We start from the raw sequence: 23,850 nt of genomic DNA, 5'->3' as shown, positions 1-23,850 counted from the left end.
GTCGGGATTATCCCGACCGGCCTTTTTTATTTGGCGTTACATCGCCTGATTAACGGCAGACGCTCTGCGCGCCTGTCGCCGCGATATAGGTCCCGGTCAGAGGCTGAAAGCAGGCATTGCGCGGACAGGAACTCGTGCTCGCCAGACTTTGTGCGTAGACGGCTGCTCCTGCCCGGGCCTGCTCCTGAAGTGCGCTTCCACAAAGCGGCGTATCCAGAGGGGCTGACGGGTCGTTGAACAGTTTTTTCTTCCCGTCCTCGGAGCTTTCGTCCACCAGTCCCGGCGCAAAATCCTGTGGCGGGATCTTCGCCTGCGTGACTGGACCGGCGGTAGGCACAGGCGCCCTGGGCTGATCGACGCAGGCCGCTAGCAGTGGCAGGGCAACGAGACTCAACCAAAACGAACGCATGCAGACTCCGGATCGCAGATCAGATGGATGGAAAAAATCAAAGTCCAAGATCGCCCTGCGGCGACAGACTGTCCAGTTTTGCCCCACGCTCTCCATCCGCGAAAGACAGAACGACGCGATCGGCGACAGGCCGGGCTTCCGCACTCGTGACAGGTTGTCCGTTCACATCCTGCACAAGTACATAGCCGCGACTGAGAATAGCACGAGGCGAGACGGCTTCCAGATGACTGCCCAACCCCTGAAGCCGAGCCTGCTGAAGTCGGATCGCGCTTCTGAGAATATCGGGCGACAGGCGTTGGCGTTCGGTCCGGAGCTGGAAGGTCTGGAGCGAACGCTGCCAGGCCGTATCCAGTTCACCAGAGACCAGACGCAGCGCGGCACGTCGACGCTCGATCAGCAGTTCCGGACTGGGAAGATGGGTTGCTGGCGCCGTCAGGCGGGCACGGGCGCGACTGACGAGAAGCTCTGGCGCGGGTAGGCGCAGGGCCTGCAAACGTGCCTGACTGCGCCCGATCAGAAGCTGCGGCGACGGCAGATGCATCCCCGGCGTATCAAGCCGGTTGCGGATACGCATTACAAAAGACGGCAACGCCAGATCGAGCCGCTGCCCCCGATCCTCCAGACGCATCCGCGCTGAATCCAACAGACCGGGCAGATCGGGCAGACGGGCGGCGGCCTGATCCAGACGTGCACGGGCCGTCTGGATGATACGGGTCAGCGCACCTGTCAGACGCGCATTCCGGTGCGCCATGTCCGCGACCATTTCCGAGCGCAGGGGCACGGCCATTTCGGCGGCTGCGGTCGGGGTGGGCGCGCGGCGGTCCGAAACAAGGTCAATCAGCGTCGTGTCGGTCTCATGCCCGACTGCGGAAATAACGGGAACGGGACAGGCCGCAACGGCGCGCAGGACGCGCTCGTCGTTGAACGCCATCAGATCTTCCAGAGACCCACCGCCACGCGCAACGATCAGCACATCCGGCGTGCGCGGACGGCGGACGGACATGCCTTCGATGGCGGCGGCAATCTGGGATGCTGCCCCCTCACCCTGCACAGGAACCGGCCAGAGCAGGACGTCCCGCGGGAAACGGCGGCTGATCGTCGTTATGATATCGTGCAGCACCGCACCGGACCGCGACGTGATGACGCCGACGAGAGACGGCAGGAACGGGATGGCCTTCTTGCGCTCGGGGTCAAACAGCCCTTCTTCAAGCAGTTTGCGGCGCAGGCGTTCGATATTCGCGAGCAACGCCCCCTCGCCCGCAAATTCCATGCGATCGATGACGAGTTGATAGCTGGAACGTTCGCCATAAGCCGAGACACGGCCGGTCGCGATGACTTCATTGCCGTTCTCGGGAGCCATGCCAAGGCGCGAGACACTCCCGCGCCAGATCACACCTGCGATCTTGCCGCCTTCATCCTTGAGCGAAAGATAAATATGCCCGGACGGATAGCGCTTGAGTTCCGTAATCTCACCGCGCACGCGCACGCGGCCGAATCCGCTCTCCAGCGTGCGTTTGATCGCTCCGGAAATCTCGGAAACCGAATATTGCGGCACATTCCCGCGGATCGACGCGCCATCACTCTCCATCATGACATCAGTCTATGCTACGCACGCCCTCAAACGAAGCCCATGAGTGCAGAATAAAGGATAAGCGGAATGCGCGTTTTGCTGGTCGGGTCCGGAGGGCGTGAACATGCCCTGGCTACATGTCTTGCACGCTCGCCGAGCCTGAGCGCTCTTTATGCGGCTCCGGGCAACCCCGGCATGGCGTCCATTGCCACGCTCGTTCCGCTAAAGGCCGATGACGTCGCAGGACTGGTCCGGTTCGCGCAGGAACAGAAGATCGATCTGATTGTCCCCGGCCCGGAAGCGCCGCTGGTAGCAGGCCTGGCGGATGCCTGCGCCGAAGCGGGCATTCCGTGCGCCGGTCCGACGAAGGCGGCGGCGCTGCTGGAGGGCAGCAAGGCGTTCACGAAGGACGTAGCGGACGCAGCCGGTATTCCAACTGCACGCTGGGAGCGCTTTGAAGACGAAGCCCCGGCCATTGAATTCGTGCGTCGTCGTGGCGCTCCGATCGTCATCAAAGCGGACGGGCTGGCTGGCGGCAAAGGCGTGGTCGTCGCCCAGAGCGTCGAGGAAGCCGAAGACGCTATCCGCCGGCTCGGCATGCCGCTCGTGATCGAGGAATGCCTGGTCGGCGAGGAAGTCTCGCTTTTCGCATTCTGCTCGGACGACAAGGCTGTACTCATCGGGGCCGCACGCGACCACAAGCGCCTCGGCGATGGTGACACCGGCCCGAACACCGGCGGTATGGGGGCGATTTCCCCGCCCCCCGCGTTCGGGCGCGAGATGCAGGAAAAGGCGCTCGACATCATGGTGCGCCCGATGCTGGCCGAGATGGTCCGTCGTGGCACGCCGTTCCGAGGCGTGATCTTTGCAGGGCTGATGCTGACGACCGAAGGGCCGAAGCTGATCGAATACAATGTTCGTTTTGGCGACCCCGAAGCGCAGGCCCTGCTGATCCGCCTGAAATCGGACCTGCTACCGATCCTTGCCGCACTGGCCCAAGGCAATCTGGAACACGCAGCCGCCGAGTTCTCGGACGAACATTCGATCTCACTGGTTCTGGCCGCCAACGGCTATCCGGACGCCCCGAAAAAAGGTGGCCGGATCAGCGGGATCGAGCGCGCAGAAGCCGTTCCGGGCGTCTCGGTCTTCCATGCGGGCACAACACTGGTCGATGGCGTTCTGGTGGCGGATGGGGGCCGCGTCCTGACCGTCTGCGCGAAGGCCACAACACCGGAAGAAGCGCGCAAGCTGGCTTATGAAGGCGCATCCGCGATCCAGTGGGAGGACAAGATCTTCCGCAACGATATCGGGCTGTGACGAACGAACCAATCCTGCTGGTTCAGAAAATATACCGGGAAACCGACGCCCTTTACACAAGGCTCGCGCCTGAAATGGGCCAGCAGGCACTCGGTTATCGTATTCTCTACGGACCACCCCGTCCCTGTCCCGATATCCTTTTCATCGGCTTCCAACCGGGCGGCCGTGAACAGGATGCGCTGGAAGGCCTCACTGAAGGGCAGCACAGGCACTGGCCACACCAATTTGAACTGGTTTCGGCCCCATGGTCTTTGGCTCGGGCGATCCGCAATATCTTCGGGTGAACTATCTGGAGCGATGTACTGGACTAAATCTCGTTTTCTTTCGTGCACCCTCCATGGCCGCATGGCGACAGATCGCACGCCCGGTCCGTAAGGAACTCGAAACATTCTCGCAGGACAACTGTGAATACATTACCAGGGCCCTGTGCCCCCGGATGATTTTCGTCATTGGTCTGGGTACTTTTGACACCCTGACTAAGGGAAGACCGGTTTTACGGAAGCAACATTCACGCCGAGCGGATGTTCTGGTCCGGGAAGGTCAGATCTGGGGCTTTCCCGCCATCGGCGTAACGCATCTAACAGGCAGCCGCATCAACACCTGCGATCGCGAGAGACTTGCTCTTTTCCTACGAAACAAAGTGGGGATCTGAAAATCCATCCCCTACTGCACCCAAACATGCGAAAACAGCATGTGGTTCAAAAGGGTTGAAAAATAGTTTCCTGTCCGTTTCGAGACGAAATCGACCGTTTTCATTTGGATCATGGGCGAGCCAGGCATCTGCTGCATGATGGCGTGACCGGCCTCCTGCCAGATCGGAGCCGCTTTGGTCGGATCTGTCTCGGCTTTGGCCTGATCGAACAGAGACTGCACATGCTGGTCGCAGAACCCCGTGAAGTTCGGGGAGACGGCTGTGTTGGGATGATAGTTGTCGCAACCGAACAGGTCGTCGAGGAAAGTTGAGGCGGAGGGGTAATCCGCGAACCAATAGGACAATGCGATCTGGACGTGATTAGCGGTGTTCTGTTCGTAAGAGTCCGCAAGACCTGCCGTAATGGGACGAAGCTGCGCGTTCAAACCGACGGCCTGCAAAGCATTCCGCAGATACGTGCCCATGCCGAGTTCCATGGCCCGGTTAGGCACGACCAGTGTCACGGATGCCCCTTCCGCCCCCGCTTCATGGATTAAACGGCGCGCGCCCTCCAGATCCTGCGGGCATTCCAGCTCCAGATCAGCGCCCGGAATGCCATGTGGCACCATCTGGCACAGGGGCTCGGAAATCGCGCTACCACCAAACAGGATTGTCATGGCATGGCGATTGACGGCCATGCTGACCGCCCGGCGCACCCGCACATCGGTGAACGGTTTTTCGTGCGTGTTCATCGCCAGATAATAAAGGCCTAGCAGCGGCTCGATATACACCTGCGACGTGTATTGCGCGCCTAGTTCACCCAGTCGGTCGGCAGGCTTGGCGTCCAGCATCCAGTCATAACGCCCCTGCTCAACTGCCGTGACCTGCGCCTCGTCCGACAATCCGAAATCATATTCGATGCGATCCACGAAGCCGTCCGTCTGGGCCTGGGGGTTCCAGACGTGGAAATACGGATTGCGCTCCAGAACCATCCCGTGTCCCGGATCGTACTGCGTGATGCGATACGGCCCGGTTCCGGGAACGGTCGTTCCACCCATGTCGTGAGCAGGCGTTGCGGCGGGCAGGATCACCGCATGAGGGAATGCCAGTTTGTAGAGGAATTCGCCGTCCGGCTTCGTCAGATGAAAGACGATTTCGCCGGTTTCCGGATGCCCCTCAACGCCGGGTAGCATGCAGCGGTCAGGCTTTTCCAGACAGTCCGCGGCGCCTGCGATACCGCCATAGAATGAGGCGGCAGTTGGGCTTCCGGCGCGATAGATCCGTCGGAAAGACGCCACCACGTCCTCCACCCGCACGGGCGCACCATCGGAAAAATGCAGACCCGGCCGCAGATGCAGGCGCCATGTCAGGCCATCCGGACTGATCTGCGGCATGGCGTCGGCAAGGTCCGGCACCACTTCCAACCCTGCTGTTCCCCGCGCCAGGCGGAAGGTCAACAGCGGATCGTACATGTTGACGAACACCTGCATGTACTGGGTGCCATAATTGATCTGCGGGTCCAGCGTCCCGCCAGGGCCATCCGCCGTCAGATGCAACGTGCCGCCGCGATGGGGGCTGCCAAGCGTGATGCCGTTCCAGTCAGGCGGTGTCTGCTCTCCGGCAAGTGCAGGAAAAGCCCCCAGTCCCAGAAACAACCCCGCCGCGAGAAGCGCAGCCCCCCGCTTCATTCAGCGCTTCGCCAGTTCACGCAGACGCGCGATCAGAGCATCTGCGTTGCCATCAGCTGGAATAGTGCCGGCATAACGCGCATTCGGGTCCATGATGACGATCTGCGGCGCAGGGACGAAATGGTCCCCCTCCTTCTGGAGCGGCGCATGATATTCAGCCGTCATGGCCTTGATCATGTTCGGCGTGCCCGTGAACGGCATGACATGCGGTGCGACGGGCAGGACATATTCCTTAAGCGGGTCAGCCTCGTCGAACGGATTGAGGGACACGGCGAGAGGTGAAACGCGAATGCCTTCCGGACGCAGCGTGACCAGTGCCTGCTCCATGCTCTTCAGCACAGGCTTGCACTTTTCCTCGGGGCAGTTGGCGTCGAAGAACCAGACCAGCATCCAGGTATTATGGAAATCGCCTTCGGTCACAGTGCTTTCGCCCAGCGAGTCCAGACGGAAGCTGCCGCCGACCTCATTACCGTTGGACTGGACCAGCAGACCCGGCCCACCGTTAGACGCCAGATGGAAGCCGACATATCCCAGAACGACCGCCACAGCGAACACGCCCCAGATGATGCGATTGCCGACCTTCTTGCGGCGTTCATGATTGGTCTGCATGACCTTCCTGTCTTTAATGTGCGTCAGCCCAGCTGGGGCCGATACCGGTTTCTACTTCAAGGGCCACGTCGAGTTTGGCGGCCCCTTCCATTTCTGTGCGGACAAACTCCGCCAGTGCTTTCGCATCCTGCTCTTCAACTTCGAAGAGCAGTTCATCGTGCACCTGAAGAACCATTTTCGCTTTCAGCCCCGTTTCGGGCAAACGCCGCGCCAAATGGACCATGGCACGCTTGATAATATCCGCCGCACCGCCCTGAAGCGGGGCATTGATGGCCTGACGCTCCGCATATGCACGACGGGCACCGTTCTTTTCGGCAATGCCCGGCACATAGCAACGACGCCCAAACGGCGTGGTGACATAGCCGTGCTTCTTCGCCTCTTCCTTGGTCCGCTCCATATAGGCGCGGATACCGGGATATCGGGCGAAATAGGCATCAATATAGGAACGTGCTTCACCCGGAGAAATCTGGAGCTGCTGCGCCAGACCGAAAGCCGAGATACCGTAAATAATGCCGAAATTGATGGCCTTGGCCCGGCGACGGGTCAGCGGGTCCATGCCTTCGAGCGGGATACCGAAGACTTCAGACGCCGTGCGGGCATGAATGTCCTGACCCAGACGGAACGCCTCAAGCAAAGGTTCGATCTGTGCGACATGAGCCAGAAGGCGCAGTTCGATCTGACTGTAATCCGCCGAGAGCAGAACGCAGCCGGGAGCCGCCACGAACGCCTTGCGGATGCGCGCGCCTTCCTCCGTCCGGATAGGAATGTTCTGAAGGTTCGGCTCGTTGGACGACAGACGGCCCGTCGTAGTGATCGCCATCTGGAAGGACGTGTGGACCCGCTGCGTGTCTTGATCCATCTGCTGGACCAGCGCATCGGCATAGGTCGATTTCAGCTTGGCGAGTTGGCGCCACTCCAGAATTTTGCGCGGCAGGTCATGCCCCTGCTCGGCCAGTGATTCCAGAACTCCGGAATCCGTGCCCCAGCTTCCGCTTTTCGTCCGCTTTCCGCCAGGAAGACCCATTTCGTCGAACAGGATTTCGCCAAGCTGCTTGGGAGAGCCAACATTGAAGCTGCGCCCAACCTGTTCATGGATTTCCTGCTCAATCGCTCCCATGCGTTCGGCAAAATCGACGGACATGCGGCGCAGTTCTGTGGCGTCCACCTTGATGCCGACATCTTCCATATCCGTCAGGATCTGGATCAGTGGACGTTCGATTTCTTCATACAGCGCCAGTGCCTGTCGGGTCCGCAACGGCGGATGCAGCACCTGCCACAGACGCAGCGTGACGTCCGCATCCTCGGCGGCATAAGCCGTCGCTGCCTCGATCGCGACCTGTGTGAAGGGAATGCGCTTGCGACCCGTTCCCGTTACAGAGTCATAAGTGATGGGCGTGTGACCCAGATGCAGTTGGGAAAGTTCGTCCATCCCCTGCCCGTGCTCACCTGCGGACTGGGCATAGGAAATAAGCATCGTGTCATCGATGGGCGTGATCTCGGGAATGCCAGCGCCGCGAAAAACGGTCAGATCGTATTTCGCGTTCTGAAATACCTTGAGGACGGATGCATCGCGCAACAGCGGACCCAGACGCTCCAGCGCCTCTGTACGATCAAGCTGGCGGCTGGCGGGCTCATCTGCCGGAGCCTCTTCCAGCAGATCGCGCGTGACTTCATGCAGGAACGGCACATAACAGGCCTTCCCCGGCGCAACTGATAGCGAGAGCCCGACCATATGGGCCTGACGCGCATTGAGACTGTCCGTCTCGGTATCAACAGCCACCACACCCGCCGTCCGGGCCTCCGCGATCCAGCGATCCAGCGCCTCCAGATCCGTGACGGTTTCGTAAGGGCCATAAGGCGCGTCGGGGACCGTGACGGCCGCAGCTTCGTCGCGTTCAGCAGCCTTGTCTTCGGGCCGAACGATTTGACGCGTGAAGGGGCGCGGCTTGGCCGCCAGACCCAGCCCCATGCGCTGGATGGTGGAATGGAAACCCATCTCCTCCAGCCAGTCCCGCAGCGTTTCGCGAACCGGCTCGCGGCATCCGAGTTCGCTGATCGGCTGCGGCATCGGCGCGTTCTCGTCCAGCAGCACCAGCTTGCGGGACATGCGCGCGGCCTCGGCATGTTCGATCAGATTGTCGCGCCGCTTGGACGCTTTCATACCCGGAGCAGCCGCGAGGATCTGCTCCAGCGTACCATATTCGTTGACGAGCTGCGCCGCACCCTTTGGACCAATCCCGGGAACGCCGGGCACGTTATCCGTCGAATCCCCCATCAGCGCCTGAACGTCCACGACCTGATCAGGGCGCACGCCGAACTTGGCCTCGACCTCAGCCTCACGGATCGGCTTCTGCTTCATCGGGTCCATCAGCTCAACGCCGGGACGCACGAGCTGCATCAGATCCTTGTCGGACGAAATGATGGTGCAGCATCCGCCCTCTTCCACGACCGCTTTCGCATAGGCCGCGAGAAGGTCATCCGCCTCCCAGCCCTCAAGCTCGATCGACGGCACATTAAAAGCAGCCGTGGCGTCGCGGATCAGACCGAACTGCGGGCGCAGATCTTCGGGAGCTTCCGGCCGGTGCGCCTTGTACTGCGGGTAGATTTCGTTGCGGAACGTCACGCGGCCAGCGTCGAAAATCACCGCCAGATGCGTTCCCACATGGTCACGCAGCAGACGCGACAACATGTTCGTAAAGCCATAGACCGCATTGACCGGCACGCCCTGAGGGCTGCTCATCGGTGGCAGGGCATGGAACGCACGGAAGATGAAACCAGACCCGTCGATCAGGACCAGATGAGGCTTTCCCGAATCAGGCTTCTCCAAATCGGGCTTTTCTGGCGTCACGAATGTCTCCCTTCTCGCCCCAAAGGAGCGGACGTTCTAAAATCTCCGCGATGATAGGCCCATTCCCTTCCGTTTCAAACCGCCTCGCACGTCTTTCCTGCGGAGTGCTCTGCCTGCTGGCACTTCAGGCCTGCACGGCGCCGCCTCTGCCAAACCTGCACCCAACAGCGCAGGAAACGGCCCTGATCCCCCCGACGCTGACACTCGCCATGTCGGACGGCGCCCATATTCCGCTTCGCCTCTACCCGGCCACCACACCCAAACCACGTGGCATCATTCTTGCCCTGCATGGATATGGAGACAGCCGGGACGCATGGGAATTCGCTGGCCCGACCTTCACGTCCGCAGGCTTTACCCTGGCCGCCCCGGACATTCGCGGCTTCGGACAGACAGCGGACCGGGGTAGCTGGAGCAGCACGGCAAGGTTGGTGCAGGACACCCGCGAACAGGTGCTCTGGCTGCACGCCCATTATCCGGACACTCCCATTCACGTCATGGGAGAAAGCATGGGGGGGGCCATAGCCCTGCTGCTGGCCACAACAGACACACCCTATATCCGCAGTACGATCCTGCTTGCCCCGGCGGCACTGAATATCGGTCAGCCCTGGGAGAGCATTCTGGGGGGCATGGATGTACTGGCCCCGCACTGGAAGCTCGACGGATCAGCCGTACCCGGCCACCGGGTCGCAAGCGACAATCTCAAGGCACTCCGCCGGATGTATTTCGATCCCCTCACCCTGCACAGTTCGACGATCCATCCACTTTACGGCCTGACCCTTCTGATGCAGGCCGCCTACAAGGCCGCTCCCCGAGCCCGGACCCCGCTGCTCATCATTTTCGGCGGCCGGGACCAGTTCGTCCTGCCACCCTTCACGGCACGCCTGCTTCGCAAACTGCCTCCGGACACGCGGATCGACGAACTGCCTGGCGCGCACCATCTTCTCAGCCGGGATCGCCGGGGGGCCGCGCAGGACGCTGTTTCGTGGCTGGCTGCCCCGAACCGCTTCCTACCATCAGGCGGAGACATCGCCGCCGCTGCGTGGAAGGCCACAGCCCAGACCCGGACTTTTCCGTAAGGGCCTGACGCGGACGCCATATGTTTCATGAAAAATGGGGCTGGCAATCTGTCGCCGAAGCAGTTATCTGAACCCACATGGACCTGTAGCTCAGCTGGATAGAGCGTTGCCCTCCGAAGGCAAAGGTCACGCGTTCGAATCGCGTCAGGTCCACCACCAATCTCAAAAATCGCTATATTCTGTCAGTTTTTCAGAAGGTTTGACATCTTCCGGGAGAGGTTGGACAGCACCAAGCTCGGTCGAGTGATCCAGATGCAGAACAACCTGTCCGATGAGCGGACAGAATACCTGATTAACGATAGCCTTTCCTTCATACGCTTTCTCGGTCCAGCCCTGCCGGATCGTGTACCTGACACCAGAATAATCCGGCTGTTCCGCGAACGCCCGACACAGATCATTGCGATTGAAAGACTGTTTGATCGTTTTGATACGGCTTCTCATGGCTGGGCCGACACGGCTTATCGCTCAAAAGGCAATGAGGATCGGGCCAACCAATGTCGTCTATAATATTCGCTGCTTGGCAAGCCGAAGCATGAAATCCTCACTCTGCTCGAAGCACAGAAAGAGGGGGCCACCATGGTAACCACCCCAAAACTGAGAAATCAGGACAAAACTGCATCAACCAACAGTTTTTCGATCTCTCCAGGTGCTACCAGTTCATGTGGAAATCGATCATTACATCGTCGCAGCCTCCTCTGCTCTCAGCTTCTGTGCCTCGATGAAGGCTGATGCGCTATGAGCTATTTTAAGGGCTTGTAGAACATAATGGTCTTCTAACAGTTGCGCTGAAACCCATGTGCCTCGATCATCTTGCCCATAGTGGCCAGCATTTTGCACTTTTGACAGCAATCGGGCGACGTTCCCGCGAGAAACACCATAGTGCTTGGCCATTGCACTAGCGCTGCCAAGATCAACATAAGCGCGACTGGCGTCCGACGATGTCTCTTTCTGTGCTCGTGTCATTTCATTGAGAACAGAAATGCCAATCGTTGTGTTGACCAGGGGCGCAATCGACGGCGGCGGCGCATAATAGACCGGGTCATTGAGCATGCGCCGCGCAAAAATCGGGTGCATGTGGGTTAAAATTCGCGGATCTGTACTGGCGATCTCAGCACGCCCGGCACCATCGATCAGATCCAGTCCCTGCAGATTGATCTGAAGATAGAGATAAAACATTTTTTCAGAAAATTCTGTCATGGCATAGGCCCGCACACGCTGGTCTGCTTTGGGCAGCAAGGTGATATAGCCCCGTGTATGAATTTCTTTCAGATAGCTCGTGACCGTATTGGGACTGGCTATTCCCGTATGCTCGACCTCACGAAAAAGATTGGTTGCCGTGAGTGGTGGAAGATCCGGATTAATCTGGTGTGAAAAATGCAATGCAAGTGCGCCGTGGGTCATAACCCAGCGACGTAAATCAGCGACATAGCGGACTTCCCGCGGCATTTGCCTGTGGATCGACAGAAGTTGGTGGTTACAGAAATTCAGGCACTGAAGGAAGCTAGGCAATGCCATCAAATCATCAACTGTGTAGGTTGGCACGGTTTTGTGATCGGAGGGTGTAAAGTCAGCGTATGTCATACAAATGCCCAACAAAATGATCAGGCGTCATCTTTAGAGGTCTGCCGGATGAAGGAAATCCCTTTGTCGCATTTTTGGTGAGATTCATGTTTCGACTTGTTTTTTTTGAGGCCGAGATCGAAACTGGCAGCATGTCTTTTAAAAACAGTCCATTTTACAGAGATGCATTTGTGTATGTGATCTTTTCTTACGCCAAATACGACAGAAAAAAGTATCAAAGGCGCGCATCTGCATGACTACTGGGACATTTGACAATAATCAGCAGACTATAACGTTGACGCAGGCAATTGTCGTCAGCGGCAGCTTTCTATCTGCCGCAAGCTCCTCGGATATGCCGATAGCAATGATCCGAACCTTTGCTTTTGACAATATTTTAACGTCAGTCACCTTAAAGAATCAGGGTCAGCTTCTTGCCATTAAGGGCAACGAGTCGTTGTTTGTTCTTCTTGGTACGATATATGGTGGAGATGGTAGTCAGAATTTCAATCTTCCAGATCTGACAGGAAAAGTAGAAGTAGGAAGCCAAAGCAGTGCGTCTTTGGGACAGGTGACTGGCGAAAGCCAGACCACGCTGACCGACGACCAGTTGCCGCCGGCATTGGGTGGCGTCAGCCAATCAGTGGATAACGCTCAACCTTCACTGAACGTCAATTATCTCATTCGCGTGACGAGTGACTCGTCTTCGCCGGGATTTGTGGGAGAGGTTGACGCTTTTGCGGGGTCAACCTTCATGATCTCTGGTGGTCAGTTTCTTGTGGCAGCTGGGCAATTACTGCCTATCGCCGAATACCCCCAGTTGTATGCGGTCATTGGCACTACTTATGGCGGAGATGGACAGGCAACATTTGCGCTGCCTAATCTGACTGGGCGCAGCATTATCGGGACATCCAGCACGTTAAAACTGGGGGCTGTTGTGGGAAAGCAGACAGTCTCTCTGAGTAATGCGAACGTCCCCGTGTCCGATGGAGGCAACGGTACGTCCTTTGACAATCGTGCTCCCGGGCTCGCACTAAATTACATTATCTGTGTTAGCGGCGCTTTTCCTAATTCAGGTAGCGATAGTGGTCCCGTCATGGGCGAAATTCGTGCTTACGCGGGATCAGCAGCCTCCATTCCTCAGGGGTGGGTATTGGCGAATGGTACACTGCTACCCATTGCTCAAAACCAGGCGCTTTTTGCCCTTTTAGGCACAACTTACGGCGGTAATGGTCTTACGAATTTTGCCCTTCCGAATCTTTCAGATACAGTTGTTGCCGGAAGTGGCGGGTCTCAGAGTTTTGGTAAGACTTACGGAAGCAACACTGCCATTCTGAGCGTATCTGTAGGGGCCTGCTTTTGCAGAGGAAGCCGTATACGTACGTCCAAAGGCGATATTCCCATAGAAGAGATCCAGATCGGTGATCACATTATTGCCTTTGATGACGACGTAACAAAGGGCACCATCAGGCAGGTGACGTGGGTAGGCCACTCGCGTGCGGTCGTTAGAACGCGTTTGCCGGATGATGAATCTGGCTATCCAGTGCGTCTGTTAAAAGGGGCGATTGCACACAACGTTCCCTACAAAGACATGCTCATTACATCAGAACATTGTCTGTTTCTTGATGGTCGGTTCGTCCCGGTACGAATGCTTATCAACGGACGTTCGATTTTTTTCGATAAAAGCATAGTATCTTACGATTATTATCATGTGGAGACAGAGGACCACTCTGTCATTATGGCCGATGGTGTATTAACTGAAAGCTACCTCGATACCGGTAACAGACGCGCCTTCGATCAGAACGGTCCGGTTGTCTCAATTAGGCAGAGCCGTAATTTAACTTGGGATGATGCGGCGGCCCCGCTCGATGTTTCGCGCCATTTTGTTGAACCTCTGTTTCGTAGCCTTCAGTCACGGGCCGATCACGTCGAATATTCGGGGCGGTCGCAAGCTCCGATTCTGACATACGAAGATGGGTTACGTCTTGTCACTGAAGCCGGGCAAATTCTTCATCCTATCCGCAAGGCGAAAGATCGGGTCATGTTCAAGATCCCTTCTGGCGTAAGGTCCGTTCGTATTTTGTCCAATGCCAGCCGGCCGTGCGATGTGATCGGTCCTTTTCTGGATGATCGCCGTATACTTGGTGTATTGGTCGGTTCTATCGAGCTTTTTGAATCTGACATAACAACGAGGTTAATCTGCCATTTGCATGACATTGATCTGTCTGGATGGAACAATGTCGAAAACGCTGCGATGCGCTGGACAAATGGAAATGCACTGCTGCCGCTTCGCTCTCGGACGGTTTACAACACAGCTATCCTGGCGCTTCAGATTCATAGCGCGGGTCCATACCTGGCATCGGATAGCTGGTCTGGCCCTATGGGATTGAAAATGGAAGGCTCGATGAGCCGTTGATTGATATACCTGACTTATGATTTGGGCTTTTATTATGCCCATTGATGATTTCCCATCTACGTCTTGAGCCGCTTGGAAATCATTATTCGTTAGATTGCTATGCTGCGGCACCCAACTTCTGGAGGGTTCGAAAACCCTGCTGATTTTGAGGTAGACCACGCGGGATTGGCGAAAATCTATTTCACGTGAGAAAAAGGCCTGATGAGCAATTCTTAGAAGAAGTTGTCTCCTGAGGTTCGTGCCCACGCTGATCGGCTGAAGGCGCGGGAGCGCCGCGATACCGAGTTGAAACCCAAAATCTTGCAGATCTTCACCAAGAATTTCGGCGTCTATGGCGTACGCTGGGTCTGGCATCAGCTGCGTTGGGACAATATCTCGGCGGAACGGTGCACCGTAGCCAGACTGATGCGTGATCTCGGCCTGACGGTGAATGACCAGGGGCCGAACGGCTATGTCCATCAGGTGCAGATCACGCTGGATCGTGGCGGTTCGGGGTCGGATTATGGTATGGGTCATGCTGTTGCCTGTGGCATCCGGCCTGGCCAGCGGATCGTTCAGATCTTCTTCAAGACCTGGGCACTGTATCAGCTCCGGGCCGCGCAGGGGCCGGGCGCCATCACGGTCAAGGATTTGAACGGAAACAACTATGTTCTGACGCTCCTGAACGCCACGCTACGCAACCCGGTGAGCAATGCGGGAAGCAAGAACAGTTCGATCATCGCCACATTCGACATCGAAGCCAACCCGCAGGCGGGTGGCGGAACGTTCCGGATCGTGCGGGCACCCGTTGACCCGAAGAGCCTGACGTTCAATCAGCATGACGTGACGGTCGGTGGTCAGAACGTCACCCCGTAAGGATCTGCCATGACTGAAATTACCCAACAGCCCATCACAACACTGGCTGACGGCGACGTCCTCATGCTGGTGCGGATCGTCAACAACACACCTCTGATCTTTCAGCTGCCAGCCGCGCAGATCATGTCGCTGTTCGCGGAGAAATACGCGGCCAACACGGCGGAGCAGATCAAAACGGATTTCGCGGCAACGATGACGTCTGCCCAGAACGCCGTATCAGGTGTGGCGGCCGATGCACCGGCCGCCAAGGTGCTCCTGACGGCATCGCAGAACGGATCTTCTATCGGAAATTTCCGGGGATACTGGGACGCTCATGCCAACGCGCCGGCTCTTGCCAATGGCGTCGGTGCAGAGGGCGACCTTTACCTTGTCTCGGTAGCTGGCACGATGTCCCTCGACGGGAATGCCGTCTGGGCTGTTGGGGATGCGGCATGGTTCCATAACGGGGCGTGGCAGTTTTATGCCCGCGCGGGTTGGGCGGCGGTGGCTCAGACGATTACCTCCCTGGGCGAGATCCGCGCAGGCACCGCACGGATGCTCTCCGGACAGGACGGCAATGCGCTGACTCTGACGGACGCTTTCGGCTTTCTCATCGGACTGATCGGGCCGGACGGGTCGTATGCCTCGGATCAGGACGATCAGCCTGCGTTCGGCCTGACGGGCAGCGGCGTCTTTGCCGGGGACGTCAGGCTCCTGCAAAGCTCCGATGAGACCGTCGCACTGCTGGACAAGCACGGTTTCCCGCTCCGGCTGAACGCGTTGTCGGCCCCTTCGGGTGGCCAGACCCTTTCTGTGACGCAGCGCCCTCCCGGCTGTCGAGACGATGCCGCCGCGCTCTATGCCGCAGCCGATGTCTGGCAGCATGATGGTGAAAGCCAGACCTGTCTGTATCCGAACGCAAACAGCGCCATCTGGCAGGCTGAAGGAAGCGTACCACAGCGCCCCGGCGACCAGTTCTCAGCATCGCTGGCGGCCGCTTACGGCACGACGCGGCAGGTCTCGGCCTATACAGGTCCACTGATGGACGTCATCGCGGTCCGGGGTTCAGGCCCGGTTGTGGTCTCGATCGGGCAGGACGACGCAGGGTTTCTGTCGCGCTCCGATCTTATGACGGCCCGCGCAGGCGTTGCGACCGGAACGCCGCTCTATGTGGTGAAGCTGTATGACCAGAGCAGCAACGGCCATCACATCATGGCTTCGGGGTTTGACGGGACGGCAGCAAGTGTTGAGGTGGCAAATCTGCCTCATATCGGCGAGCGCCATCACGGACGGCTGGATCTGGTGTCATGGGCCGCGGAACCGGCTGCTGCCCAGCCTCTGGCAATCCCAGCATCCCTGACCCTGTCAGCAGGGTCGGCCTCGGCGCTGCTTTATGGTGCGGTCTCGTCCTGCAACTGCCCGCTCTACACGACCTATTCCCTGCTCGGGCTGGGATCGACGGACGGACAGGCGCTGACCCTCGGCGTAGGGGGTGGAGCAGAGAGCGGACGACTTGCCTTCTCGGATTACAAGCCCACCACGGTTCTGGCGGACTCCGGTCGCACGCTGAACGTCCGTCATGGGCTGATCGGCGTGAGCCTCGGGGGTGGCGACAGTGTCACCCTGCATGTCCCGACAATCTACCCGGCTGGGCAGGACATTTCCCTGTCATCGGGGTTCAGTGCCCGTCAGTTCGTTGGTGGTGTTCTGGGCGGGGCTCCCGCAGGCAGCGGGTATTCATCCGCACTCCAGGTCAGCGGCCTTGTACTCCTGAACGCAGCGGTCACGGACGCGGATATCAAAGCCGCCACCGTGAGCGCCGCCCGTCTGTACGACTGGACGCCCCAGATCCGTGATCGTCTCGACTGTTTCGGGTCATCCACGACGCAGGGCTACCTCAACAAGGATGGCTGGTGCTGGCCGCAGATGCTGGGCGATTATCTGGACCAGCCCTTCGAGGTCCGTTCGGTTTCAGTCGCCGGGTCCAAGGCTTCGGACTTTCTGGAATACACGATTGCCAACATGCTGGCCGATGCCGCGGACCCGGCCCAGCCCCGTCGCAAACATGCCATCACCTGGTACGGCAACAACGACGTGAATGGTGGCCAGTCCATCGCGACCGTCGTGGCGAACAATGCAACCATTCATCAGAAGCTGCGGGCGGCCGGATACGAAAAGCTGTTCATTCTGGGGCAGTATAACACGGGCCTGAATGCGGCCATCCGACAGGCCGTCGCGGATGGAACGATCGATGCGGACGCCTTTATCGATCCCTGGTCATCGCTGCCGATGAGCAATCACGCCGATACCGCCCTTTATCACGATGGCACGCATCCGACCGCCGCAGCCGACCGGCTGGCAGCGTCATTTATCGCGCGCGCCCTCAACGCCCATCTGGAGAACTGACGTGGTCAGACTGATTTCAGGAAACGTGGATCTGAGCAGCAATCCACGCGGCTGGCTGGCACCGACCAGCCGTCAGCCGGCTTTCGCATCGTTCTACAATTCCGGTTTCGCGGGAGACAATCTCGTCTCCGGAGGAACACGGGCGGAGATAATCGGCGATTACAACGATACGGGCACCGGCCGGGGCGCTGCGGGGGCGGGTCCCGTTTTCGACCGCGGCGGGATGGAATCCCGTCCCATCTGACAGGCAACATGAGTTTATGCCCTTCGCTCCGACCCCGTACAAGCGAAGTCGCCGACTCATTCGGAAGCCTACCGCCACGCATGGATGGTCCGGGTAGACGGTCAGGTCTGGACGCGGGATCTGGAAGACCTGCCGTTTAGCGCGGAAGTCACGATCGCCAATCCTACCCCTTGTTCCTGCAAGATTGATGTTCGCGCGACGCCAAAAATATCAGTCCTGGGCAGTCAATTACCTATCCAACGCTCGCCATAAGCGATCCGACCTATTCCACTTCAGAGCCCCGAGACATGGCAACCCGCGTTTCTGAGCTAGCTGTCCGGCTCGACGAGCAGCTAGCTCAGAAAGCGGAAGAATGCGCCAATTTCTTTACAGCTAATGGATATAAGCCAGATTGAAAGGAAGACTCTCTAACGAGACTTTCAATCCAATTCGCCCCCCATTTCCGCGCAAATGCTACCTTAATTTCCTTATACTTTTTAATATAGCATATTGCATATAAGGCTGTAATTGTCCTAATGATCGTCTCCTGCTCCATGCCCCTCAGGGCGTTAACAACCATTTTCAGGCGTTCTCATGTTCATTCTTCGAAGAAGATGCCTCCATTCTGATATTTGGAATTATAGCATATACTATAATAAAAACATCCCTCTATCATTCCTGAGAAACTTTGGCATTTATAAAGGACTATCTCTGAGTCTACTTGCTTTTACTACGGGCGTTGCCTTCGCTTCCCCATCCGATAGGGACGAGGTAACACCCGACGCTGCAACAGAAACCAGACATCAAACTGCTCTTCACTCAGGCCTTCAAAAGCAAGGGCCCGGAAAAACCACTCATGCAAAGAGGAGCGCAGCCTCCAAGCCCCCCCCTCCCCCGGGACGGAGCCCGGAACAAATCAGCGTTGTGGGGCACCTGAACCGCGAACGGGCGCGTATTTTCCCGGGACTTGGTGCCGTGGATTACAACATCGACCAACGCCAGATCACGACTACTCCAGGTGGACAGAATGCTGCTTTCAGCCAGATCCTGTTACGGGTACCTGGCGTTGTTCTCGATAGTTACGGCGAAGTTCATGTCCGCGGCGAACATGGCGGCCTGACCTATCGCGTCAACGGCGTTCTTCTGCCCGAAGGACTGAATGGTTTCGGACAGGAACTCGACACCCGCATTATCCAGTCCGTGGACCTGCTGACCGGTACCCTCCCTGCCCAGTTCGGCTTCCGCACCGCAGGCGTCGTAGACGTCACAACCAAGACCGGCGACAGCCTCAAACACAATCAGGTCTCGCTGTATGGTGGCAGCTACAATACATTCGTGCCATCGCTGCAACTGGGGGGCCAGCACGGAAAACTTGACTACTTCACCACCCTTTCCTTTACCCGCAACAATATTGGGATCGAAAATCCAAGCGATACCTTCCGGGCCGTTCATGACGTAACGGAACAGGAAAAAGCGTTCTCGTATCTCTCCTATCACATCGACGACGCAAGCCGCGTCACCCTGCTGACCAGCGCCTCTTATGCGGATTTCGAGATCCCGAACTCGTTCAAGACATTCGACACGACCAGTCCTGACTACACGACCATTTATAACGTGGCCGGCGTTAATCCGCAGGATCCGTCCATGAACTGGGCAAACTTGAACGACAGCCAGACGGAACAGAATTATTACGCGGTGCTGTCCTATCAGCGCACGACGGATAAAATGAATTTTCAGGCGTCACCATATTTCCGTTACGGACGCATTGACTACACACCGGACCGGGATCGGGACCTGATCTATCAGGGCGTGTCGGAACACGAGGTCAACGATTTTACGACCGGTGGCATGCAGTTCGACCTCTCCTACGAGATTGCGCGGAGTCATACACTGCGTGTGGGCCTGCTGGGTCAGTACACGTCGGAACGGCTCGATACCAACACACTGGCCTTCCAGACGGACGAAGGCGGCAACCAGACGTCGAACATCGCGTCACGGCTCATCGACAATACCGGAAACTGGTCCGTCGAAGCAGGCGCCTACATTCAGGACGAGTATCGGATTACGCGAAACCTGACCTTCAATTACGGTATCCGCTATGACCGGTTCGCCTCGTCTTTCGATAATGAAGGCCAGTTAAGTCCGCGCGCGAACATGGTCTGGAAACCTACCCGCAACACGACTCTGCATCTTGGCTATTCGCGTTACTTCGCCCCGCCCTCACCGCAATATGTCTACCCTTCGACGCTCGCCAAATTCGCAGGCACGACAAATGCTGCCGCGAACACAATCAACGATGCGACCCGGGTGGAAAAATCACACTATGTAGATGGCGGCATTCTCCAGCGCATCACACCCGAATTTCAGATCACGCTCGATGCCTACGCCAAATGGGCCCATGACCTGACTGATCTCGGCCAGTTCGGCCGCGCCGTCATCCTCGCTCCTTTCAGCTACAAGCGCGGGCGAGTCTACGGCGCCGAATTCGGTAGCTCATGGCGGCATGGTTCCTGGTCGCTCTTCGGCAATTTCTCCTACGTCAAGACATCCGCCCGCGACATCAACTCCGCACAATACCAGTTCGATCTGGCTGAACTGGCCTATATCCGCAATCACGCGATACAGCTCGATCATCAGGGGGAATTCACGGCTACGGCCGGAGCCTCATGGACGACAAAACACGATATGGCCTATGTCGATTTCGTCTATGGTTATGGACTGCGCAGCGGATTTGCCAATCTGGAGAAAGAACCAGAATACGATGTCTTCAACATCGGTTATCAGCATACTTTCACAAGGGTGCCGTTCGGACATGACATCAAGGTCCGTGCCGATGTCGTCAACCTTTTCGACAAACGCTATCAGCTCCGCAACGGCAGTGGCGTCGGCATCTATCAGGCCCAATATGGCCAGCGTAGGGGAACATTCTTCTCTGTGGTTTCTGAGTTCTGAAGATCAGAAAGTTTCCCGCCACACATGAGGCCGACACAGTCGGTCGAGGCTTTCGGAAAGATACGACACCTCGGCTGGCGGATGGCCAGATGGAGCGTTTGCGACCGCTCTTTCCCCAAAGCCACAGTAAACCTCGGGTTGATGACCAGCGCGTGCTGAGCAGCATCATTTTTGCGAAGCGTAATGGCCTGTCTGCGCTAAAAGCGAGCCTCAGACGATCATAATTGATGCGACCTATCTTAAAGCGCACTGCACGGCTTCAAGTCTGCGGTTTAAAAAGGCGATCCAGGCCGCCTGATCGGACGGACAAAAGGGATCAGGCCCTGCATTCCGGGGCGGAAATCCTGCGAAAAACCACTCAACTACGACAAGCGGAAATATAAAATACGCGACCGCATCGAAATCATGTTCGGCCGCCTCAAGGACTGGTGGTGTGTCGCAACACGCTACGACAGATGCCCGAATGTTTTCTTCTCAGCCATCTGTCTCGCTGCAACCGTCATGTTCTGGCTATAAGTCCTGAGCCCAACAAAATTAAGTATAAGATTGAATTTATACAATATTTGTCATGATTACCATGAATGTATTTAGTGACAATATCGTATTCACAAACTTACTCCTGACGAGCCATATAAACGATTGTTTTTATAAGCAGCCGTCTTTCTCAGACGAGACACATCGTCCTGACATCCACCATTCCGTAATCCGTAATTTTGAGGTGCGGGATAACAGGCAGAGGCAGGAAAGCGAGTTGCAGGAACGGTTCTTCAGGGATCACACCCATTTCCTTTGCCGCTTTTCGAAGGAGAATGAGGTCATCCTGCACTTCCTCATAAGAGGCATCACTCATCAGGCCAGCAACAGGCAAACGTAGTTCCGCAAGCACTTTACCACCGCGAACGGCGACAAATCCTCCGCCTGTTTTTTCCAGGTGGTTCACAGCACAGGCCATATCAGCATCGTTAGACCCCACGACACAGATATTATGGCTGTCATGCCCGACCGACGACGCAAGTGCTCCTGCCTTTAGCCCGAACCCCCGCACGAAGCCGCGACCGATATTATCGTTGTGGCCATGCCGCGCTACGACGCAGACCTTGCACACATCTTGCGCAGGATCAGCGAGGACATCCCCCTCTCTCTCTGGCAGATCCAGACGCAGGAAATCCGTAATGATCTGTCCGGGAATCAGGCCCATGACCGGACGATCTCGGCCATTCCCCTCGATACGCATATCCTGCGCCGTGACCGGACGGGGCAGCTTCACGCTTTCCAGCCCAACGGGAGATATGATTTCCCGCTCTGAAAACACAGCGTCATCCACCAGACGCCCGGCAGAAATCACGTCGGAAACCTGACAGCGCTCCAGATCATCAAGCAGGACGATGTCCGCACGCTTGCCCGGCGCGATCTGTCCACGATCCTTCAGGCCAAAAGCTGTGGCAGCAGACAGTGAGGCCGCCCGGTATGCGGCCAGCGGCTCCACACCCAATTCAATGGCACGGCGGATCAGGAAATCCAGATGGCCTTCATGGGCGATTTCGAGCGGATTGCGGTCATCAGTGCAGAACGCAAAGAACGGCGAAGTCGCGACGTTCAGAAGCGGCACCAACGCTTCAAGATCCTTGCAGACCGATCCTTCCCGAATCAGGACCGTCATGCCCTTGCGGACTTTTTCCAATGCTTCGTCAGCAGCCGTGGCTTCGTGGTCGGTTGAAATACCGGCTGCCAGATAGCCATTCAGGGGCTTGCCCCGCATGAGCGGTGCATGACCGTCGATATGACCGTCTGCAAAAGCCGCCAGCTTGTCCATGCAGCCGGGATCGCCATTCAGAACGCCCGGAATGTTCATGAACTCGGCCAGACCGATCACTTTCGGATGATCCCGATAGGCCACCAGATCATTCACATTCAGAACCGCACCAGATGTCTCCATGGACGTGGCCGGAACACAGCTCGACAGGTTAACGCGCAGATCCATGATCGTCCGCTCGGCAGCGGCCAGAAAATAATCGAATGCCGCACGGCCCAGCACATTGGCCATTTCGTGCGGATCGCAGATTGCTGTCGTCACACCATGCGGGAGAACGCAGCGATCAAACTCGAAAGGCGTGACGAGCGAGGATTCAACATGGAGATGCGTGTCGATGAAACCGGGCACAGCAATCCGGCCCGCGCCGTCGATCGTCCGTACCCCCTCATACGCGCCATAAGTACCGACGATCCGGTCGCCACAGATGGCAATATCGGTGGGCACAAGCTCACCCGTGACCAGATCGAACAGCCGGACATTGCGAATGACCAGATCGGCGGGTTCGCGTCCCTGCCCCTGAGCCACCCGGCGCATGATGGTTTTCTGCATGTCTGAAATCCTCCGTCCGTCAGCAATTCATGCTTATACCGCACGAAGGAGGCAGATCTCAAAGTGGCATATTGTCGATCAGCCGGACCGCCCCTGCTTTCACGGCCAGAAGCGCCAGCGCGTTTTCGGAACAGGAGCCTTCGCGGCGAAATGTGTCTGCATTCACGACCGTGGCATAGTCGATGTCCGGCAGGCCGGCCTTTATCAGGCTGACGCGCAGCGCCCCCTCCAGAACGTCCGTGTTACGTTCACCGCTGCGAAACAGTCGCGCGGCTTCCTGCAATGCCTCATACAGCGCCGGGGCTTTCTGACGGTTTTCTGGCGTCAGGCGCACATTGCGGCTGGACCGCGCAAGGCCGTCTGTTTCCCGGGCGATATCACAGACCACGATTTCGACAGGGATATCCAGATCCGCCACAAAACGGCGGACGACCGCGCATTGCTGGGCATCCTTCTGTCCGAAATAGGCCCGCTGCGGCTGGACGATGTTGAACAGCTTCGTCACAACCGTTGCCACACCGGAGAAATGTCCGGGGCGGGACTGGCCTTCGAGTTCGTCCGCAACGCCGCCGGCTTCAATGCGGGTCGCGAAACCCGGCGGATAAAGCACGTCCGGCGTTGGCAGGAAGACCAGATCGGCTCCGGCGTCTTTCAGAAGCGCCAGATCACGGTCCGGATCGCGCGGATAGGAGGCGTAGTCTTCGTTCGGCCCGAACTGCGTCGGATTGACAAAAATACTGACGGCCACCGCACCATTTTCGGCCTTGGCCCTGCGGACAAGGCCCAGATGACCTTCGTGCAGGAACCCCATCGTCGGAACGAAGCCGAGCGCCGCATAGCCTTTCCGTGCGGTCCGAAACGCCGCGATTGTTTCAAAAACCTGCATCTGTGTTTCCTTTCCGGCCAGAACCAGTCGTGCGGAACCTGACAAACCCTGCCGCACATGGCAATC

General features: G+C 57.7%; 17 protein-coding genes, 1 tRNA gene and 2 pseudogenes. 12 read left to right on the top strand and 8 right to left on the bottom strand.

Features of this window, described 5'->3' with window-relative positions; all coding sequences use genetic code 11:
- Positions 1-49 precede the first annotated feature (49 nt).
- Positions 50-409 (bottom strand): hypothetical protein, encoded by a 360-nt coding sequence (locus GKA01_RS00660; RefSeq protein WP_146858208.1) that lies wholly within the window; start codon positions 407-409, stop codon positions 50-52.
- Between the two features lie 37 nt (positions 410-446).
- A complete protein-coding gene (gene xseA, locus GKA01_RS00655) occupies positions 447-2,000 on the bottom strand; it encodes an exodeoxyribonuclease VII large subunit (RefSeq protein WP_146858206.1) in 1,554 nt (517 codons plus the stop codon).
- A gap of 66 nt (positions 2,001-2,066) precedes the next feature.
- Here xseA and purD point away from each other — a divergent pair, with 66 nt between their 5' ends.
- The 3 genes from purD to GKA01_RS13550 are packed head-to-tail and all read left to right on the top strand — an operon-like array spanning position 2,067 to position 3,948.
- Entirely contained in the window at positions 2,067-3,296 is a 1,230-nt protein-coding gene (gene purD / locus GKA01_RS00650; protein WP_146858204.1) for a phosphoribosylamine--glycine ligase, read from the top strand.
- Positions 3,293-3,580 (top strand): hypothetical protein, encoded by a 288-nt coding sequence (locus tag GKA01_RS00645; protein ID WP_146858202.1) that lies wholly within the window; start codon positions 3,293-3,295, stop codon positions 3,578-3,580. The genes purD and GKA01_RS00645 overlap by 4 nt, the downstream gene beginning before the upstream one ends.
- Positions 3,541-3,948: a hypothetical protein gene (locus tag GKA01_RS13550; RefSeq protein ID WP_167506291.1), complete on the top strand. Its 408-nt coding sequence runs from the start codon at positions 3,541-3,543 to the stop codon at positions 3,946-3,948. The genes GKA01_RS00645 and GKA01_RS13550 overlap by 40 nt, the downstream gene beginning before the upstream one ends.
- A gap of 11 nt (positions 3,949-3,959) precedes the next feature.
- Here the strand turns inward: GKA01_RS13550 and GKA01_RS00640 are convergent, their stop codons facing one another.
- From GKA01_RS00640 to polA, 3 genes are read right to left on the bottom strand one after another with little or no spacing between them, the layout of a single operon-like run.
- On the bottom strand, positions 3,960-5,615 hold the full coding sequence (locus tag GKA01_RS00640) for an ABC transporter substrate-binding protein (protein WP_146858200.1): 1,656 nt from the start codon (positions 5,613-5,615) through the stop codon (positions 3,960-3,962).
- Entirely contained in the window at positions 5,616-6,224 is a 609-nt protein-coding gene (locus GKA01_RS00635) for an SCO family protein (protein ID WP_146858198.1), read from the bottom strand.
- Positions 6,225-6,237: 13 nt separating this feature from the next.
- Positions 6,238-9,072 (bottom strand): DNA polymerase I, encoded by a 2,835-nt coding sequence (gene polA, locus GKA01_RS00630; protein ID WP_194265776.1) that lies wholly within the window; start codon positions 9,070-9,072, stop codon positions 6,238-6,240.
- A gap of 50 nt (positions 9,073-9,122) precedes the next feature.
- On the opposite strand from polA, the gene GKA01_RS00625 reads away from it, so the two are divergent.
- From GKA01_RS00625 to GKA01_RS00615, 3 genes and pseudogenes are all read left to right on the top strand, one after another.
- A complete protein-coding gene (locus GKA01_RS00625) occupies positions 9,123-10,148 on the top strand; it encodes an alpha/beta hydrolase (RefSeq protein WP_194265777.1) in 1,026 nt (341 codons plus the stop codon).
- A gap of 79 nt (positions 10,149-10,227) precedes the next feature.
- Positions 10,228-10,304: transfer RNA gene (locus GKA01_RS00620), tRNA-Arg, on the top strand.
- Between the two features lie 42 nt (positions 10,305-10,346).
- A pseudogene (locus tag GKA01_RS00615) lies at positions 10,347-10,577 on the top strand (transposase); the annotation flags it as partial.
- A gap of 246 nt (positions 10,578-10,823) precedes the next feature.
- Here GKA01_RS00615 and GKA01_RS00610 read toward each other — a convergent pair.
- Positions 10,824-11,729 carry a hypothetical protein gene (locus GKA01_RS00610; RefSeq protein ID WP_146858196.1) on the bottom strand — a complete coding sequence of 302 codons (906 nt, stop codon included), beginning with the start codon at positions 11,727-11,729 and terminating at the stop codon, positions 10,824-10,826.
- 232 nt (positions 11,730-11,961) lie between these two features.
- On the opposite strand from GKA01_RS00610, the gene GKA01_RS00605 reads away from it, so the two are divergent.
- The 6 genes and pseudogenes from GKA01_RS00605 to GKA01_RS00580 all read left to right on the top strand — a co-directional run bounded on the left by GKA01_RS00605 (position 11,962) and on the right by GKA01_RS00580 (position 21,052).
- Positions 11,962-14,121 (top strand): tail fiber protein, encoded by a 2,160-nt coding sequence (locus GKA01_RS00605; RefSeq protein ID WP_146858194.1) that lies wholly within the window; start codon positions 11,962-11,964, stop codon positions 14,119-14,121.
- Positions 14,122-14,343: 222 nt separating this feature from the next.
- The gene (locus GKA01_RS00600) at positions 14,344-14,976 is read left to right on the top strand and encodes an IS3 family transposase (protein ID WP_146858191.1); all 633 of its coding nucleotides are present in this window, start codon (positions 14,344-14,346) and stop codon (positions 14,974-14,976) included.
- Between the two features lie 9 nt (positions 14,977-14,985).
- A complete protein-coding gene (locus GKA01_RS00595) occupies positions 14,986-17,361 on the top strand; it encodes an SGNH/GDSL hydrolase family protein (protein ID WP_146858189.1) in 2,376 nt (791 codons plus the stop codon).
- A 1-nt stretch (position 17,362) separates the two neighbouring features.
- Positions 17,363-17,605: a hypothetical protein gene (locus GKA01_RS00590; protein WP_146858187.1), complete on the top strand. Its 243-nt coding sequence runs from the start codon at positions 17,363-17,365 to the stop codon at positions 17,603-17,605.
- Between the two features lie 903 nt (positions 17,606-18,508).
- Positions 18,509-20,536 carry a TonB-dependent receptor gene (locus tag GKA01_RS00585; RefSeq protein WP_244289147.1) on the top strand — a complete coding sequence of 676 codons (2,028 nt, stop codon included), beginning with the start codon at positions 18,509-18,511 and terminating at the stop codon, positions 20,534-20,536.
- An 89-nt stretch (positions 20,537-20,625) separates the two neighbouring features.
- Positions 20,626-21,052, top strand: a pseudogene (locus GKA01_RS00580) (transposase).
- 148 nt (positions 21,053-21,200) lie between these two features.
- On the opposite strand, the gene ade reads toward GKA01_RS00580, so the two are convergent.
- Positions 21,201-22,898, bottom strand: coding sequence for an adenine deaminase (ade, locus tag GKA01_RS00575; protein ID WP_146858182.1), 1,698 nt, complete (start codon positions 22,896-22,898; stop codon positions 21,201-21,203).
- A 58-nt stretch (positions 22,899-22,956) separates the two neighbouring features.
- A complete protein-coding gene (gene panC / locus GKA01_RS00570) occupies positions 22,957-23,784 on the bottom strand; it encodes a pantoate--beta-alanine ligase (RefSeq protein ID WP_146858180.1) in 828 nt (275 codons plus the stop codon).
- Positions 23,785-23,850 lie beyond the last annotated feature (66 nt).

The sequence above is a fragment of the Gluconobacter kanchanaburiensis NBRC 103587 genome, assembly GCF_007988905.1.
In the GTDB taxonomy this organism is placed as follows: Bacteria; Pseudomonadota; Alphaproteobacteria; order Acetobacterales; family Acetobacteraceae; genus Gluconobacter; species Gluconobacter kanchanaburiensis.
The sequence above is the reverse complement of the archived record's forward strand: the minus strand, read 5'-3'. Positions and strand labels throughout refer to the sequence as shown.

Coding starts and splice junctions, on each gene's coding strand:
- GKA01_RS00660 (WP_146858208.1), bottom strand. CDS start 409: ATGCGTTCGTTTTGGTTGAGTCTCGTTGCCCTGCCACTGCTAGCGGCC.
- xseA (WP_146858206.1), bottom strand. CDS start 2,000: ATGATGGAGAGTGATGGCGCGTCGATCCGCGGGAATGTGCCGCAATAT.
- purD (WP_146858204.1), top strand. CDS start 2,067: ATGCGCGTTTTGCTGGTCGGGTCCGGAGGGCGTGAACATGCCCTGGCT.
- GKA01_RS13550 (WP_167506291.1), top strand. CDS start 3,541: ATGGTCTTTGGCTCGGGCGATCCGCAATATCTTCGGGTGAACTATCTG.
- GKA01_RS00640 (WP_146858200.1), bottom strand. CDS start 5,615: ATGAAGCGGGGGGCTGCGCTTCTCGCGGCGGGGTTGTTTCTGGGACTG.
- GKA01_RS00635 (WP_146858198.1), bottom strand. CDS start 6,224: ATGCAGACCAATCATGAACGCCGCAAGAAGGTCGGCAATCGCATCATC.
- GKA01_RS00625 (WP_194265777.1), top strand. CDS start 9,123: ATGATAGGCCCATTCCCTTCCGTTTCAAACCGCCTCGCACGTCTTTCC.
- GKA01_RS00610 (WP_146858196.1), bottom strand. CDS start 11,729: ATGACATACGCTGACTTTACACCCTCCGATCACAAAACCGTGCCAACC.
- GKA01_RS00605 (WP_146858194.1), top strand. CDS start 11,962: ATGACTACTGGGACATTTGACAATAATCAGCAGACTATAACGTTGACG.
- GKA01_RS00595 (WP_146858189.1), top strand. CDS start 14,986: ATGACTGAAATTACCCAACAGCCCATCACAACACTGGCTGACGGCGAC.
- ade (WP_146858182.1), bottom strand. CDS start 22,898: ATGCAGAAAACCATCATGCGCCGGGTGGCTCAGGGGCAGGGACGCGAA.
- panC (WP_146858180.1), bottom strand. CDS start 23,784: ATGCAGGTTTTTGAAACAATCGCGGCGTTTCGGACCGCACGGAAAGGC.